This window comes from Robertmurraya mangrovi, assembly GCF_034427655.1.
Taxonomy (GTDB): domain Bacteria; phylum Bacillota; class Bacilli; order Bacillales; family Cytobacillaceae; genus Robertmurraya_A; species Robertmurraya_A mangrovi.
This window is the reverse complement of sequence record NZ_JAXOFX010000001.1, coordinates 600,884-618,104: the sequence shown is the minus strand read 5'-3', so window position 1 is coordinate 618,104 and position 17,221 is coordinate 600,884. Positions and strand designations below refer to the sequence as shown.

Annotated in this window: 14 protein-coding genes and 1 other annotated feature; all 14 genes read right to left on the bottom strand. The window is 38.7% G+C overall.

All coding sequences use genetic code 11. From position 1 onward, the window contains the following. Positions 1–157: 157 nt before the first annotated feature. The 14 genes from pyrE to ileS all read right to left on the bottom strand — a co-directional run bounded on the left by pyrE (position 158) and on the right by ileS (position 16,880). Positions 158–790, bottom strand: coding sequence for an orotate phosphoribosyltransferase (pyrE, locus tag SM124_RS03100; RefSeq protein WP_322445023.1), 633 nt, complete (start codon positions 788–790; stop codon positions 158–160). Continuing rightward, a complete protein-coding gene (gene pyrF, locus SM124_RS03095) occupies positions 787–1,503 on the bottom strand; it encodes an orotidine-5'-phosphate decarboxylase (RefSeq protein ID WP_322445022.1) in 717 nt (238 codons plus the stop codon). Before pyrF ends, pyrE begins: the two co-directional genes overlap by 4 nt. Beyond that, positions 1,475–2,416, bottom strand: coding sequence for a dihydroorotate dehydrogenase (locus tag SM124_RS03090; protein WP_322445021.1), 942 nt, complete (start codon positions 2,414–2,416; stop codon positions 1,475–1,477). The genes pyrF and SM124_RS03090 overlap by 29 nt, the downstream gene beginning before the upstream one ends. Continuing rightward, positions 2,413–3,192 (bottom strand): dihydroorotate dehydrogenase electron transfer subunit, encoded by a 780-nt coding sequence (locus SM124_RS03085; protein ID WP_322445020.1) that lies wholly within the window; start codon positions 3,190–3,192, stop codon positions 2,413–2,415. The genes SM124_RS03090 and SM124_RS03085 overlap by 4 nt, the downstream gene beginning before the upstream one ends. Then, entirely contained in the window at positions 3,189–6,401 is a 3,213-nt protein-coding gene (carB, locus tag SM124_RS03080) for a carbamoyl-phosphate synthase large subunit (protein ID WP_322445019.1), read from the bottom strand. The genes SM124_RS03085 and carB overlap by 4 nt, the downstream gene beginning before the upstream one ends. Then, a complete protein-coding gene (locus SM124_RS03075; RefSeq protein ID WP_322445018.1) occupies positions 6,380–7,486 on the bottom strand; it encodes a carbamoyl phosphate synthase small subunit in 1,107 nt (368 codons plus the stop codon). Before SM124_RS03075 ends, carB begins: the two co-directional genes overlap by 22 nt. After that, positions 7,483–8,769 carry a dihydroorotase gene (gene pyrC, locus SM124_RS03070; RefSeq protein ID WP_322445017.1) on the bottom strand — a complete coding sequence of 429 codons (1,287 nt, stop codon included), beginning with the start codon at positions 8,767–8,769 and terminating at the stop codon, positions 7,483–7,485. The genes SM124_RS03075 and pyrC overlap by 4 nt, the downstream gene beginning before the upstream one ends. Next, positions 8,732–9,670 (bottom strand): aspartate carbamoyltransferase catalytic subunit, encoded by a 939-nt coding sequence (locus tag SM124_RS03065; protein ID WP_322445016.1) that lies wholly within the window; start codon positions 9,668–9,670, stop codon positions 8,732–8,734. The genes pyrC and SM124_RS03065 overlap by 38 nt, the downstream gene beginning before the upstream one ends. 174 nt (positions 9,671–9,844) lie before the next feature. Next, positions 9,845–11,146, bottom strand: coding sequence for a solute carrier family 23 protein (locus SM124_RS03060; protein WP_322445015.1), 1,302 nt, complete (start codon positions 11,144–11,146; stop codon positions 9,845–9,847). Positions 11,147–11,305: 159 nt separating this feature from the next. After that, complete coding sequence (gene pyrR / locus SM124_RS03055) at positions 11,306–11,848, bottom strand: bifunctional pyr operon transcriptional regulator/uracil phosphoribosyltransferase PyrR (protein WP_322445014.1); 543 nt, start codon at positions 11,846–11,848, stop codon at positions 11,306–11,308. A gap of 328 nt (positions 11,849–12,176) precedes the next feature. Then, a complete protein-coding gene (locus tag SM124_RS03050; protein WP_322445013.1) occupies positions 12,177–13,088 on the bottom strand; it encodes an RluA family pseudouridine synthase in 912 nt (303 codons plus the stop codon). Then, positions 13,063–13,554, bottom strand: a complete 492-nt coding sequence (gene lspA, locus SM124_RS03045; RefSeq protein ID WP_322445012.1) for a signal peptidase II — start codon at positions 13,552–13,554, stop codon at positions 13,063–13,065. The genes SM124_RS03050 and lspA overlap by 26 nt, the downstream gene beginning before the upstream one ends. Positions 13,555–13,644: 90 nt before the next feature. Next, positions 13,645–13,926 carry a hypothetical protein gene (locus tag SM124_RS03040; RefSeq protein ID WP_322445011.1) on the bottom strand — a complete coding sequence of 94 codons (282 nt, stop codon included), beginning with the start codon at positions 13,924–13,926 and terminating at the stop codon, positions 13,645–13,647. Positions 13,927–14,108: 182 nt separating this feature from the next. After that, positions 14,109–16,880 carry an isoleucine--tRNA ligase gene (ileS, locus tag SM124_RS03035; protein ID WP_322445010.1) on the bottom strand — a complete coding sequence of 924 codons (2,772 nt, stop codon included), beginning with the start codon at positions 16,878–16,880 and terminating at the stop codon, positions 14,109–14,111. A 104-nt stretch (positions 16,881–16,984) separates the two neighbouring features. Next, positions 16,985–17,213 (bottom strand) — a binding site (T-box leader). Positions 17,214–17,221 lie beyond the last annotated feature (8 nt).

Sequence of the window (17,221 nt, the reverse complement as noted above, 5' to 3'; positions counted from 1 at the left end):
CCACGCTTCCTCCAGCCCTTATCTCACGATAAGTACCTTGCGCTTCCTTAGTGGTTGGTCGATGTGTACCCCCACAGTGGACTTTCACCACCTAGATAATTGCCATGCCTGGCACACAAGAAAAAGATAGCAGCTAAATGCCACTATCTTATCCTATTTAACTATTTACTTTCCCCCATGAAGCAGGATCTTTTTTCCACTCATCTAATTTTGCCATATCTTCTTGCTTAACATAGCCTTTATCTTTTGCCACTTCAGATAGTGTAGAGAAATCCGTTAATGAATAAGAAGTAATGTTAGCATCAGCTAGTAATTCTTTTCCTTTTTCTAGCTCATATGTAAAAATGGAGACAACTCCAAGTACATCGCAGCCAGCTTCTCTTAAAGCTTCAACAGCCGTAATGACGCTTCCTCCTGTAGAAATCAAATCTTCTACAACCACAACCTTTTGGCCTTCTAAAGCTTTACCTTCAATTTGATTCCCTTTACCATGTCCTTTTGCTTTTGATCGAACATAGCACATTGGTAAGTCTAACAGTTCACTAACCCATGCTGCATGTGGAATTCCTGCAGTAGCTGTACCCGCCACCACTTCCGTTCCAGGAAACTTATCTAATATGATGTCTTTTAAGCCGTTTGCAATTTCTTTTCTAACTTGAGGAAAAGACAGTGTTAAGCGATTGTCACAATAAATAGGGGACTGTATTCCTGATGCCCACGTAAAAGGATCATTTGGTTGTAAGGCAACAGCCTCGATTTCTAGTAATCTCTCAGCTATTAAACGTTTCATTTTAATACGCCCTCCCATGCTTGTTTATATTGATGATAACTTTGTACTGAATCCTCTGCTCTTGTAATTGAACGGCCAACTACAATCGCTGATACTCCGGCCCCACGTGCAAACTCAGGCGTTGCTACTCTTTTTTGGTCTTGGACTTCATCAGATGCTAAACGAATACCAGGTGTGACTGTTAAAAAGTCTGCTCCAACTTGTTCACGGATTATACTAGCTTCATGTGAAGAACAAACAACACCATCTAACCCTGCAGAGTTTGCTAAACTTGCATAATGCAGCACAGACTGTTCTAGTGACACATTAATTAATTGCTCTCTATTCATTTGCTCTTCAGATGTGCTAGTGAGTTGCGTTACAGCAATACATTTTGGCCTTACAAATCCAGCAGGCGTTCCTACTTCTAATCCTTCAAGAGCAGCCATCATCATGTCTTTCCCACCTGCAGCGTGAACATTGACAAGATCAACGCCTAGTTTCGCTAACCCTCTCATCGCACTTCCCACTGTATTCGGAATGTCATGTAGCTTCAAATCTAAGAATACTTGGTGGTTTTTCTCCTTTAATTCATACACGATACTTGGACCTTCTTGATAAAAGAGCTCCATTCCTACTTTTACAAAAAGTTGTTCATTACCGAACGGTTCTAAAAATTGATGAACTTCTTGTTTATTTGCAAAATCAAGCGCGACTATGAGCGAGTTTTTCACGTTTATTCCAGCTCCTTCCCGTACATTCCGAAATATGATCAAAGCCTAACTCAGTTAACAATTCAGGTAATTCCTCAATAATTTTAGGACAGATGAGAGGATCGACAAAGTTGGCTGTTCCTACAGCAACTGCACTTGCTCCAGCGTAGAAAAATTCAATCACATCTTCTGCAGACTGAACCCCACCCATTCCTATGATTGGTAGAGAAACATGTTGGCTAACCTCGTGAATCATTCGAATAGCCACTGGTTTGATGGCCGGACCAGATAATCCACCTGTTTTATTTGCTAATACAGGTACACCCGTCTTTAAATCAATTCGCATACCAATTAACGTGTTAATCATTGTTAATCCATCTGCACCACCTGCTTCAACCGCTTTTGCCATTTCAACGATGTTAGAAACATTAGGTGAAAGCTTAACATAAACGGGTACGTCTGAAACGGCCTTTACTTTCTTCGTTAAACCCTTTGCAATTTCAGGAATGGTACCAAAAGCGATTCCACCTGTTTTTACATTTGGGCAAGAAATGTTCAATTCTAGAGCGTGAACATTTGGTGATTTAGAGATTTCCTTTGCCACTTGAACGTAGTCTTCTTCTAAAGATCCTGCAACGTTGGCTATAATAGGTACATCAAATTGTTCTAACCATGTAAGCTCTTCATTAATTACTTTATCAAGTCCAGGATTTTGCAAGCCGATTGCATTTAACATACCCGCTGAAGTCTCAGCAACCCTTGGCGTTGGATTTCCGAAACGTGGCTCGACGGTTGTTGCTTTAATCATAATGGCACCTAACGTACTTAGGTCATAAAATTGACTGTATTCTCTACCAAATCCAAAGCAACCTGAAGCTGGCATAATTGGATTTTTTAGATTTAAACCTGGTAGCTCTACTTGCAATCGGTTCATATGACAACCTCCCCTGCTTTAAATACTGGACCATCACTACATACTTTTTTATACGTATATCCTGTAGGATCATCACCTGTATGACAAACACATGCAAAACAAGCTCCAATTCCACAACCCATACGTTCTTCTAGTGATAAATACACCTTTTTATGAGAGTATCCTTGCTCTAATGCTCTTAACATAGGAGTTGGACCACAAGTGTATAAAACATCAAAGTCTAGGTTGTTATTTTCAATTACATTCGTAACAAATCCTTTTGTTCCGTGAGTTCCATCTACTGTAGCGACAAAAGTATCTCCTAACCTAGCAAAAGCTTCTTCGTAAAACACAGCTGCTTTTGATTGGAAACCTAGTACATGAATAACCTTCACACCACGTTCTACTAATCTCTGTGATAATTCATATAAAGGTGGTACTCCAATTCCCCCACCTACTAAAAGTGCGGTTTCTCCACTTTTAATCGCTTCAACTGGGAAACCATTTCCTAGTGGACCTAAAACGTCTACCGTTTGGCCAGCTAATTTTTCCGATAATAATGTTGTTCCGTGACCCTCTTTTCGGTAAATCATCGTAAACTGGTTATTAAACTGATCAATATTCGCAATACTAATCGGTCTTCTTAACAGTGGATCAAAACCGTTACTCACTTTGATGTGAACAAATTGGCCAGGTTCATTCATACTTTGAACGAGCTCACCTTGTAGGGTGAGCTCATAAATATTTTCAGCGATTTCTTTTTGAGAGATGATGGTACAAAGTTCGTTTTTGATCACGATAAGACCGCCTCCCGTTTTTCAACCTGTTTATCCATCGCCTCAGCAGAGAAGTTCATTGATTCTAGTACTCTTAAAATCGCTTCAGCCGTATCAAGAGATGTTAAGCATGGGATACCATTTTCAACTGATTCTCTTCTAATTCTAAAGCCATCACGTGCAGGTTGTTTTCCTTTAGAGAAAGTGTTTAGAATAAATTGTGCTTCTCCATTTCTAATCACATCAATTAAGTTAGGGCCTTCTGACCCAATTTTGTCTACTACCTTTACTGGAATACCAGCATCTTGTAAGAATTGTGCCGTTCCGCTAGTTGCCATTAATCTGTAGCCAATCGACACGAATCTTTGTGCCAGTTGTAGAGCTTCTTCTTTGTCTTTATCTGCAACTGTCATTAACACCGTACCGAAGTTAGGAATCTTCATACCTGATGCTACTAATCCTTTATATAAAGCTTTTTCAAGTGTTGAGTCTTTCCCCATTACTTCACCAGTAGATTTCATTTCTGGACCTAATGTGATATCTACTCTTCTTAGCTTAGCAAAAGAGAACACCGGTACTTTTACGTATACACCTGATTTTTCTGGAACTAAGCCTGACTCATATCCTTGTTGTTTTAGGGACTGACCTAGGATCACTTTTGTTGCTATTTTCGCCATCGGCACGTTTGTAATTTTACTTAAGAACGGTACAGTACGACTTGAGCGAGGATTTACTTCAAGTACATAGACTTCTTCTTTTGCCACTACATATTGGATATTTAATAGCCCAACAATTCCTAAGCCCTTAGCCAGTTTCATTGTGTAGTCTACTAATTTTTCTCTTAATACGTTAGAAATACTTTGTGGCGGATAGACAGCAATCGAGTCACCAGAGTGAACACCAGCGCGCTCGATGTGTTCCATGATTCCTGGGATCACAACCGTTTCGCCATCACAAATCGCATCTACTTCAATTTCTTTACCTGTTAAATAGCGGTCAATTAGAACAGGATGCTCTGGATTTACTTTAACCGCATTTTTCATGTAGTGTAAAAGCTCTTCTTCTTTATAAACAATCTCCATCGCTCTTCCACCAAGTACGTATGATGGTCTTACTAGTACTGGGTAGCCAATCTCCGTAGCAATTTCAATCGCTTCTTCAACGGATAAAGCCGTTTTACCTTTAGGTTGTGGAATGTTTAAATTTGTTAAGGCATGTTCAAACTTATCACGATTTTCTGCACGATCTAAATCCTCTAAGCTTGTTCCAAGAATTTTCACACCGCGTTCTACTAACTTAGAAGCTAAGTTGATCGCTGTTTGACCACCAAATTGAACCACTACTCCTTCAGGCTTTTCAAGGTCGATAATGTGCATAACATCTTCAATCGTTAACGGCTCAAAGTATAGTTTGTCAGAAATACTGAAGTCAGTGGAAACCGTTTCTGGGTTATTATTGATGATAATTGCTTCATAGCCTGCTTCTCTGATCGCCCATACAGCATGTACAGTAGAGTAATCAAACTCAATTCCTTGACCAATACGGATTGGACCTGAACCAAGTACAACCACACTTTTTCTGTCTGTTACGATTGATTCGTTTTCATCTTCATATGTTCCGTAGAAATAAGGAGTTTCTGATTCGAACTCAGCTGCACACGTGTCAACCATTTTATAAACTGGGATAATATTTTGCTCTTTTCTCCAGTTGTATACTTCGATTTCTGTAGCATTCCATAGTTCTGCAAGTACAGAATCTGCAAAGCCCATTTCTTTTGCTTTTCTACCCATTTCAGCATCAAAAGGTACTGTAGCCAAAGCCTTTTCAAATGTGATAATTCTAGCCATTTTATTAAGGAAGAATAAGTCAATCTGGCTCCATTCGTGAATCGTTTCGATTGTTACTCCACGTCTTAATGCTTCACCAATGTAGAATAATCTCTCATCTCCAGCTTTTCTAATACGTTTTTCTAAAAGCTCATTATCAATCTCGTCAGCATCATTTAGTGCTAAGTGGAATACGTTTGCTTCAAGTGAGCGAATGGCTTTTAATAATGACTCTTCAAACGTACGCCCAATCGCCATGACTTCACCCGTTGCTTTCATTTGTGTTCCTAATGAACGATTAGCAGATTCAAACTTATCAAATGGCCAGCGTGGAATTTTCGTAACGATATAATCTAGTGCTGGTTCAAAACATGCATAAGTTTTCCCTGTAACAGGATTCATCATTTCATCCAGCGTTAAACCAACCGCAATTTTAGCCGCTAATTTCGCAATTGGATAACCAGTTGCTTTTGAAGCAAGTGCTGATGAGCGGCTTACCCTTGGATTCACTTCGATAATGTAGTAATTAAAGCTATATGGATCTAGAGCTAACTGAACGTTACAGCCACCTTCAATTCCTAATGCGCGGATGATTTTTAATGATGTATTTCTTAACAGTTGGTATTCACGGTCACTTAAAGTCATACTTGGTGCCACTACAATTGAATCTCCTGTGTGAACTCCAACTGGGTCGATATTTTCCATGTTACAAACTACAATCGCATTGTCGTTTGAGTCTCTCATTACCTCGTATTCTATCTCTTTAAAACCAGCGATACTCTTTTCAAGTAAACACTGAGTTACTGGGCTGTTTTTCAACCCACTTGTCACGATTTCGATTAGTTCTTCTTCATCGTGACAAATTCCTCCACCAGTTCCACCTAGAGTAAAGGCAGGACGAACGATAACTGGGTAACCTACCACTTCAACAAATTTATAGGCTTCTTCTAAGTTATGGATAATTTCACTTTCAGGTACTGGCTCGTTTAAATCGTTCATTAATGTTCTGAATAAATCACGATCTTCTGCCTGTTCAATAGCGGATAATTTCGTTCCTAAAATTTCAACACCACATTCTTCTAATACACCTGATTTTGCTAATTCTACAGCTAAGTTTAGGCCCGTTTGCCCACCTAACGTTGGCACTAATGCATCTGGACGCTCTTTACGAATGATTCGGCTCACAAATTCAAGAGTAAGTGGTTCAATATAGACTGCATCCGCAATCTCTGTATCTGTCATAATTGTTGCAGGATTGGAGTTTACTAGAATTACACGGTAACCCTCTTCTTTAAGTGCGATACAAGCTTGAGTACCAGCATAATCAAACTCAGCTGCTTGCCCGATAACGATAGGTCCTGATCCGATTACTAAAATACTATTTATATCTGTACGCTTTGGCATGTATAAGCACCTTCCTGTTTCTTAGATTCAATCATTTGTAAAAATCGTTCAAATAAATGGTTCGCATCCTCTGGTCCTGGTGATGCTTCAGGGTGATATTGTACCGTGAACGCAGGTACATCTTTATGCTTTAATCCTTCAATTGTTCCATCATTTAAGGCAATATGAGTTACTTCTAGCTTTGTTCCGACAATAGAATCAGGCTCAACAGCATAGCCATGATTTTGTGAAGTAAGAGCCACTTTACCTGTTGTTAAGTCTTTAACTGGATGGTTTGATCCTCTATGTCCGAACTTCATCTTTTCTGTATTAGCTCCACAAGCTAGGGCAAATAATTGGTGACCTAAACAGATTCCGAATAATGGCACCTTGCCTAACAATCCTTGTATCATCGTAATTGCCTCAGGTACATCCTTTGGATCCCCAGGTCCGTTAGAAAGCATGACACCATCTGGGCTTAAGTTTAGGATTTCTTCTGCAGTCGTGTTATAAGGAACAACAATTACATCACAATCACGTTTATTTAATTCTCTTAAAATACCATGTTTCATACCGAAATCTACTAGTACCACTCTATTTCCTCGTCCAGGACTTGGATAAGGCGTTTTGGTTGATACTTGTTTCACTTGGTCATTTCTTAAGTGAGTGGCTCTTAACTTTTCAATGACAGAATCAACGTTTTCTTCCATATTACAGATAGCACCTTTAAGTGTTCCGTACTGACGAATAATTCTCGTTAACTTCCTCGTATCAATTCCCGCAATACCAGGGATGTTTTTAATTTTAAAGTACTCATCTAAAGACGTTTCACTTCTCCAGTTAGAAGGAAAATCTGCTGCTTCTTTTACGATAAAACCACTAATAGCTGGAGTAATAGATTCAAAATCATCTCGGTTGATTCCATAGTTCCCAATTAATGGATAAGTTAATGTTACGATTTGACCACAGTAAGATGGGTCAGATAAAATCTCTTGATAACCTGTCATACCTGTATTGAAAACGACTTCACCAATGGAAGGGCTATTACTACCGAAACCTTCACCAACAAACACCGTTCCATCTTCAAGAATTAATTGTTTTTTCATACTTCAACGCTCCCTTTACTCCAAGCTATTTTTCCATCAACCAATGTTGTTACCGGCCAGCCTTTGCATTCCCAACCAGCAAACGGAGTATTTCTGCCTTTTGATAAAAACTGATTAGGGTCAATTGACTCTTTATGTTTTAGATCTAATAACACGATATCTGCATGAGCACCTATTTCAATTTTTCCAGATTTTAAACTAAATGTTTCTGCTGGTTTTACTGTTAAGAAGTCGATTAATTGTTTTAAAGTTAGAATTCCTTTTTCAACAAAGTGTGTATAAAGAAGTGGGAAAGCTGTTTCTAGTCCAACAATTCCAAATGGAGCTAGCTGCATTCCTTCTTCTTTTTCCTCTGCCATATGAGGCGCATGGTCCGTTGCGATAAAATCAATCGTCCCATCTAGTAATCCCTCGATTAGCGCATCTCGATCAGCACTCCCTCTTAGTGGAGGATTCATTTTATAGTTTGTATCTAAACCAGGGATATCTTCATCGCATAGAAGCAGATGGTGTGGTGTAACCTCGGCTGTAACTTTAATTCCAGCACGTTTTGCATCTCTTACCACTCTCACAGACTCTTTTGTACTAATGTGACAAACATGGTAGTGACAGTCAGCCGCTTCAGCAAGCAGAACATCCCTTGCTATATGTACAGATTCACATACAGAAGGAATACCATTTAAGCCGTTTTCTTTGGAGAATGTTCCTTCATGAACAGAACCTTTATTAATGAGAGTATTTTCTTCACAGTGTGCAACAATTGGCATGTTTATCTTTGAAGCATTTTTCATTGCATTTAGCATCATGGCAGCAGATTGAACTCCTACTCCATCATCAGTAAAAGCAAATGCACCTGCACTCTTTAATGCATCAAAATCAGTTAACTCCTGACCAAGTTCCCTAATGGTGATTGAAGCATATGGAAGTACCTTAACCGCTGCAGTTTCTTCAATTCTTTTATTTAACCATTCAAGCTGTTCCTTCGTATCTGGTACCGGGCGAGTATTTGGCATGGCAGCAATCGTTGTGAAGCCACCTTTAGCTGCAGCAAGAGTTCCTGTTTCAATTGTTTCCTTTTTTTCTCCACCTGGTTCACGTAAATGTACGTGAAGATCAATAAAGCCTGGAGCAATTAATAAACCCTCAGCGTCAATCGTTTCAGTCGCCTCACTTTGAATACTCTCTGCGATTTCTTGGATGACTCCATCTTGAATGAAGATATCGTTTTTTTCCAAATCACCATTCTCAGTAAGCAAGTAACCGTTTTTGATAATCATTGACATTATTAACTCCTCCTTGATATTGATCTAGTGCTCTTTTTAACACAGCCATTCTTACGTAAACACCATTTTCCATTTGTTTAAAGATTCTTGAACGCTCGCATTCTACTAATCTACCATCAATTTCTACATCTCGATTTACGGGTGCAGGATGCATAATAATGCTATTTGGCTTCATTTTCTTTTCTCGATCAATAGTTAACCCGTATTGTCTGTGGTACTCTTCGGCAGTATGTTTATCTGAGTCACTATGTCTTTCGTGTTGTATTCTTAAGAGCATAACCACATCTGAAGTTTCAATCGCTGTATCAATATTTTCGTAATGACCATTTTGACGCATAGATTCATCAAACCACTCTTGTGGTCCTGAAAACACAACTTCAGCTCCAAGCCTTACAAGCGCATCTGCATTTGACCTGGCGACTCTGCTATGGCGAATGTCACCGATGATAGCTACCTTGATTCCTTGAAACGTCTCAAATTCCTCTTGAATGGTCATTAAATCCAATAAAGACTGTGTAGGATGATGTCCACAACCATCTCCTGCATTTAAAATCGGGATGTTTGTTTTCCCTACTAATTCGTCAAAATAATTATCAATATTGTGTCGAATCACTACCGCATTTACACCAACTGATTCTAAAGTGCGAATCGTATCATACAAAGTTTCTCCTTTAAGTACGCTAGAAGTTGCCACTTCAAAAGGAATAACCTCTAAGCCTAATTTCCTTTCTGCTACTTCAAAACTGCACTTTGTTCTAGTACTTGGTTCAAAAAATAAGTTTGCAACGAAGGTCTGGTTATGCGGTAACCAACTTTCACCAGCTTTAAAGCCTCGAGCCTCTGAAAGTATTTGTTCGATTTCAGATATTGATAATTCTGATGTGGTCAATAAGTGCTTCACAACGATTCCCCCAAATCCCTGAAACTTTAATCTCTTATGCAAAAAGCACCCTGACTACTTTGGTCAGGGTGCTGATTAGTTAAAAGCTTGTCATTTTAAGGGTATACTTTACCCGTAATGACTTGACTTTCAACACCCTTCTTAGCCTCTCTGGACTTCCTTTAAAAGGTGGTATTAAGCTACATCATCTTTCTTTTCTTCTATAAACATTTCACCTGCTGTTTCTTTACCAGGTAGAATAAGGTTAAGGATTACTCCTAAAAGTGCTGCCAGAGCCATTCCTTGAATTTGGAAGCTTTCTGATACCTTGATAAACGCTCCACCGATTCCAATTACTAAGATTACAGAAGAGATTACTAAGTTACGTTTGTCTCCGAAATCAATCTTGCTATCCACTAACATACGTAGACCAGATGAAGCGATGATTCCGAAAAGTAGGATGGATACCCCTCCCATAACTGGTGTTGGAATCGAGCTAATTAACGCTGTTACTTTTCCGATAAACCCGAAGATAGTTGCGATAACTGCTGCTCCTGCAAGGACATATACACTGTATACTCGAGTAATGGCAAGTACACCGATATTTTCTCCATAAGTTGTTTTTGGAGGTCCACCAATTAACGCAGAGATCATTGTAGCCATTCCGTCACCAAGGATTGAGCGGTGTAAGCCTGGTTCCTTAATGTAATCACGTCCTACAACCTTACTTAATACTAATTGGTGACCAATGTGTTCAGATAAAGTTACGATTGCTACTGGTACCATTAAAAGAACGATATCTAGTGTTATTCTTACTTCGTAGTCTGCAAATGGTACTAAAAATTCCGGCATTTCAAACCAACTAGCCTTTGCCACTAAAGAGAAGTCTACAATTCCGATTGCTAGTGAGTAGACATAACCTACGATAATTCCAGCTAAGATAGGTACTAAGCTTAACATTCCTTTTTTAACATAAATGGAGAAGATTACAGTTGCTGCTAATGTGATTAGACCTGCTGAGAAATGTAATAAACTATATTCCTGTGTTGCCGGGTTATTCATGGCCATATCGACTGCTACACCTGCAAGAGCTAATCCAATTACGATGATAACTGGACCTGTTACAATTGGAGGCAGTAAATTCATGATCCAACGGTAGCCTGCTTTTTTGATAATTAATGCAACAATTCCGTAAACCAAACCTGCCATAAAACTTCCAATCATGGCAGCTCCTGGTCCACCAGCAGCTTTTGCCGCTATAATTGGAGCGATGAAAGCGAAGGAAGAACCTAGGTAAGCCGGTACTTGAAACTTTGTTATGATTAAGAATGCTATTGTCCCAAGACCACTTGAGATTAGTGCGATTGCTGGACTTAGTCCAACTAGATAAGGTACTAAGATCGTTGCTCCGAACATTGCGAATAAGTGCTGTAAGCTAAGGGTAATCCACTGACTTGGTGATGGTACATCTTTTACGTCTAAAATAGGTCTGCTCATTTGTGTGCTCCTTTTAATGTGTCATTATTGTTGTCTTTACAGAAAAACCCTCTTTGAAAAAGACACAAAGAGGGTAGGGTTATATAAAGCAAAATGCTGATATCTTGCTTTCCATCCCCCTTGAAAGCCTCTCTGGACTTTATTTAAAAGGGTTACTATTTAATTTTCAAAAATGCTAACTTGATCTACGCCGTCTTCTTCTTCTAATTCTACGACGATTTTTTCTGAACTTGAAGTAGGTATGTTTTTACCTACATAATCTGCTCTTATTGGCAATTCTCGGTGACCTCTGTCAATTAGCACCGCTAATTGGATTGAAGCTGGTCTTCCGATATCAATTAAGGCATCTAATGCTGCTCTTACTGTTCTGCCTGTGTAAAGAACATCATCAACAAGAATGACTTTTTGATTCGTAATATCTTTCGCGATATTAGAACCTTTAACTAGCGGTTCATGGTCTGCCGTCTTCTTTGTTAAATCATCACGGTATAAAGTAATGTCTAGTTCGCCTACTGAGACTTTTTTGCCTTCAATTTGCTCAATTCGTTGGGCTAATCTTTCGGCTAAGTAAATCCCACGAGTTCGAATTCCTACGATAACGCAACCCTCTATACCTTTATTTTTCTCAATAATTTCATGGGCTATTCTAGTTAGAGCTCTTCTTATTGCTTGCTCATCAAGAACAATTGCCTTTTGCGACATGATTTTCCACCCCTTCTTCTAAAAAGTGGGAAACGGTTCATTAAGAAAAGCGCAAGCGCCTTGATCAGCCCCGACAAGGGCTAGGCGCTGGAGCTAGACAGCTGTCTAACTCCAAAAGCTTATACTTTCTTAACAAAAAACCCTCTCATCATGGGATGAGAGGGCTCGGGTGCAAAAGGGTACAATTATCCCCTTGCTATTATCCGTTTCCTTCTCAGCCTCACGGGACTGATTTAAAGGACTTATTCAACTAAGGTAATCTTATACCTAATGTAGAATCTTGTCAACATCATTTAAAAATAAAATGTATAAATAGATTCGAATTTGGTTAAGTATTGCTACGAAGTTCCTCTAATAAAGCTTGAAAGTCCTCTGGTAGCGGGGCTTCACGTTCAATATACTCTTTTGTTCTAGGATGATCAAATCCAAGAATTCCCGCATGAAGTACTTGTCCATTAAAATCAATCGTCTTCCTTGGTCCATACTTAGGATCTCCTGCTAGCGGATACCCAATATATTTCATGTGAACACGAATCTGATGAGTTCTTCCTGTTTCTAATTGGCACTCGATATAAGTAAAATCTTTAAAGCGCTCTAGTACTTGAAAGTGAGTAACAGCATGTTTTCCATTATCCACAACCGTCATACTTTGACGGTCCCTAGGATCACGTGCTATAGGTGCATCAATGGTACCATGATCATGGGGAATAACACCATGAACAATCGCTCTATATTTTCTTGTGACCGTTTTAGCCACTAACTGATTAACTAAACTTTCATGGGCCATATCATTTTTAGCCACCATTAGAAGTCCAGTAGTGTCCTTATCAATGCGGTGAACGATACCCGGACGCAATACCCCGTTAATCCCTGAAAGATCCTTACAGTGGGCCATCAAGCCGTTAACAAGAGTCCCAGTCATGTGACCCGGAGCTGGGTGAACAACCATACCTCGTGGTTTATTAACAACAACGACGTCTTGGTCTTCAAAATAAATATCTAGATTCATTTCCTCTGGAACAACATTTAATTCTTCCGGCTCTGGAACAGTAATTTCTATCTCATCATTCAAACTACATTTGTAATTCGTTTTTATATTTTTACCGTTTACAAGTACATTTCCATCTTTAATCCATTGTTGTACTTGTGTACGTGACCATTCATCATTAATGGTTGATAATACTTTATCTAGTCGATCACCTTTTTGTTCTTCATTAACTATGTGTTCCATTTTCTCCATTTGTTTTCTCCTTCAATTCTCTCTCTTCTTTGAACATCTGAATCATCAACATCCCAACCCCAATTACAAGAGCCGAATCCGCAATATTAAAGATAGGGAAGTCATACCCCAAAATATAGGTATTAATAAAATCGACAACCTCTTTATAATAAACACGGTCAATAAAATTACCAATTGCACCACCAAGCATAAATCCTAGTGAAACACCTAATAGCCATTTGCCTCTAGCTGCCTTATACATGTAATAGATAATTCCAATGATAACGACTATTGTCACTACATAAAAGAACCACATTTGTCCTTGTAGAATCCCCCATGCTGCTCCTCGGTTTCGATGGGAAGTAATATATAAAAAATTTTCAATTACTTGGATGCTTTCTCCCAATTCCATCTTTTTTACGATTAGCCACTTTGTCCACTGATCAAGTGCAATAATAAATAGTGCGATTATTATGTAATAAAACACAAAGGCAACCTCCAAACCGTTCTATAATTGTTACCTTTGCATTTTAGCATAATCTTCTATAAAACGTAACTGTTCGTGTATTTTAACAGCCTAATAAATAGACTTACAATAAAATCGGTCTAAACCCTGACAGTCTTCCAATGTTTTTAAAGTTGGTATTTGTTTTAATAAATCCAGCGGAATGAGTTCTCCTGAAATCTCACATTTACCGAAATCACCTTTTTGTAGTTTGCCTATCGCCGAATTAATATCGTCTAACTCTTCTTTAATCCATTGCTTAACTTTTGATCCATTACCGTTTTCAAGTCTCTCTAATAATTCTTCTTGGGTTTTACGGAGTTCTGAATAGAGCCTTTCTTCAAATGCTTCCATACCGTTACCCCCATTCTAATTATTGGCTGTTTGACTAATTGTCTTGTTTGTGTAATTAGTATTTCCGCTAGTAATCGATTGACACGGTAAAACAATTTACAAACAAAACAACAATTAACGGAGGAGGAAGAAAAAGGGACAGTCCCTCTTTAAAAAGCTAAAGAAGAACTATCCCTAAGCATTTATACTAAATGATTATAATTTTCTTTTACAACCTCTGCACAACGTGGGCAAAGTGTTGGATGCTCTTCAACTTGGCCAACCTCTGGCGTTACTGTCCAGCAGCGTTCACAAGTTTCACCCTCAGCCTTTGAAACCACAATAGCAGCATTTTCAAGCTTAACTGCTTCAGCTGGTGCTTGGTCGTAGAAACCAGCAACTTCAAAGCCTGAAACGATAAATAATTGTTGTAAGTTTTCAGAAATCGAATCTAATAAGTTTCTTGTATTTTCATTAACATATAAAGTGACTTTTGCTGTTAATGACTTACCAATTACCTTTGCATTACGTGCTTCCTCTAAAGCTTTTAATACATCGTCACGAAGCTTCATGAAAGAAGTCCATTTATCTTCTAATTCTTTCGCATTTGGAATCTCTTTATATTCAGGTAAATCAGTAAGTTGGACACTTTCTTCTTGAACAGAAGGAATATAAGCCCATACTTCATCAGCTGTATGTGCAAGGATCGGTGAAACTAGTTTCGTTAAAGCCATTAAACTTTCATGAAGGACCGTTTGAATGGCACGTCGCTCAAAGTTTGCTTTTGCTTCAATGTATAATACATCTTTTGCAAAGTCTAAATAGAATGAGCTTAAGTCTAGTGTACAGAAGTTATTGATTGCGTGATAAATGGCAGCAAAATCGTAATTCTCATATGCATTACGTACCGTTTTAATCACTTTATTAAGTTTAACTAACATAAACTGATCTACTTCTCTTAAGTTTTCTAATGCTACTGCATCTGTCTTAGGGTCGAAATCAGATAGGTTTCCTAATAGGAATCTGAATGTGTTACGAATTTTACGGTACACTTCTGCAACTTGTTTTAAAATCGCATCAGAAACACGAACATCTGATTGATAATCAACAGAAGCAACCCATAAACGTAAAATATCTCCACCAAGCTGATTCATTACTTTAGCAGGTACAACTACATTTCCAATCGATTTACTCATTTTTCTTCCTTCACCATCTAATACGAAACCATGGCTTAGAACACCTTTGTAAGGAGCTTTTCCAGTAACAGCTACACTTGTAGATAATGATGAGTTGAACCAACCTCTGTACTGGTCAGAACCTTCTAAATATAAATCAGCAGGACGTTGTAAGTCATCTCTCTCTTCTAGTACAGATTGATGTGAAGATCCAGAATCAAACCAAACATCCATAATGTCTGTTTCTTTTGTAAACGTACCATTTGGACTTCCCTCATGAGTAAATCCTTCAGGTAATAAATCTTTCGCTTCACGCTCAAACCAAATATTTGAACCATGTTGACGGAATAATGTAGAAACGTGGTCAATAGTCTCATCCGTGATGATAGGCTCCCCATTTTCAGCATAGAATACAGGGATTGGAACACCCCAAACACGTTGACGAGAAATACACCAATCTCCACGGTCACGAACCATATTAAATAGACGAGTTTCTCCCCATGCTGGTACCCATTTAGTTTCTTTAACTGCTTCTAATAGGTCCTCGCGGAAATCCTTGATGGAAGCAAACCATTGAGCAGTTGCACGGAAAATAACAGGTTTCTTCGTTCTCCAATCATGTGGATAAGAGTGAGTGATGAAAGTTAGCTTTAATAACTTCCCTGCTTCTTGAAGCTTCTCTGTAATTGGCTTATTAGCCTCATCATAGAATAAACCTTCAAAGCCTACCGCCTCATGAGTCATAACACCTTTATCATCCACTGGATTTAGTACGTCTAATCCGTATTTTTGACCTACATAGAAGTCGTCTTCCCCGTGTCCTGGTGCTGTATGAACACAGCCAGTACCCGCTTCTGTAGTAACATGCTCTCCACACATAACAAGAGAATCACGGTCATATAAAGGATGACTAGCTACAATATATTCTAACTCCTGACCTTTAACTGTTTTTACAACTTGAGGTGATTCCCAACCAATCTCTTTCGTCACTGTTTCTAATAGGTCTTGTGCTACTAAATATTTTTGACCTTCCACTTCAACAACCACGTAATTTAAGTCAGCGTGTACACTGATTCCAAGGTTAGCAGGAATAGTCCAAGGAGTTGTTGTCCAGATAACGATTTGCGTATCTGTATCTAATACACCTTTTCCATCTTTCACTTGGAATCCAACATAGATAGATGGTGAACGTTTATCCTTATATTCAATTTCTGCTTCTGCTAGTGCAGATTCACTTGATGGAGACCAATAAACAGGCTTTAGTCCTTTGTAGATATAGCCTTTCTTAGCCATCTCACCAAACACTTTAATTTGTTGAGCTTCATATTCAGGTGTTAGAGTGATATAAGGATTTTCCCAGTCTCCTCTAACCCCAAGACGTTTGAATTGTTCACGTTGGTTATCGATTTGATCATAAGCATACTCTCCACAAAGCTTACGGAATTCAGCCACCGTTAATTCTTTACGCTTAACCCCTTTGTTTGTAAGAGCCTGCTCAATAGGTAGACCGTGCGTATCCCAACCAGGAACGTAAGGAGCATTAAACCCGCTCATTGATTTATAACGTACGATAAAATCCTTTAAAATTTTATTTAAGGCATGCCCGATATGGATGTCTCCATTTGCATATGGAGGTCCATCATGAAGGACAAACATAGGACGGTCTTTCGTTCTTTCCTGAACTTTAGAGTAAATATCAAGTTCTACCCATTTTTCTTGAATTTCAGGTTCTCTTTTTGGTAAATTCCCACGCATAGGGAATTCTGTTTGAGGCATTAATAAGGTATCTTTGTAATCCATTTTCCAACTTCCTCCCACTGAATGAAATATCTTTTCACTCCACTCATTCTTCTCAGATTAATCATTTAATAGTCTGAAAACACAAAAAACCTCCTCATCCCTAAAAAAGGGACGAGAAGGTTATATTCCCGCGGTACCACCCTTGTAGACAGAAAAATCTATCCGCTCAAGTATTCGTAACGTGAATAACACGCCAACGTTTAGTAGTCAAAAAAGACGTTCAACTTGGTACTCAAGGGTGATCTTCCAATTTTGGCTTTCATCAGGCTCCCACCGTTCCCGACTCGCTAAAAAAAGCTAATAAAATTGTACTGTCCCTATCATCGTAATAAATGATTAAC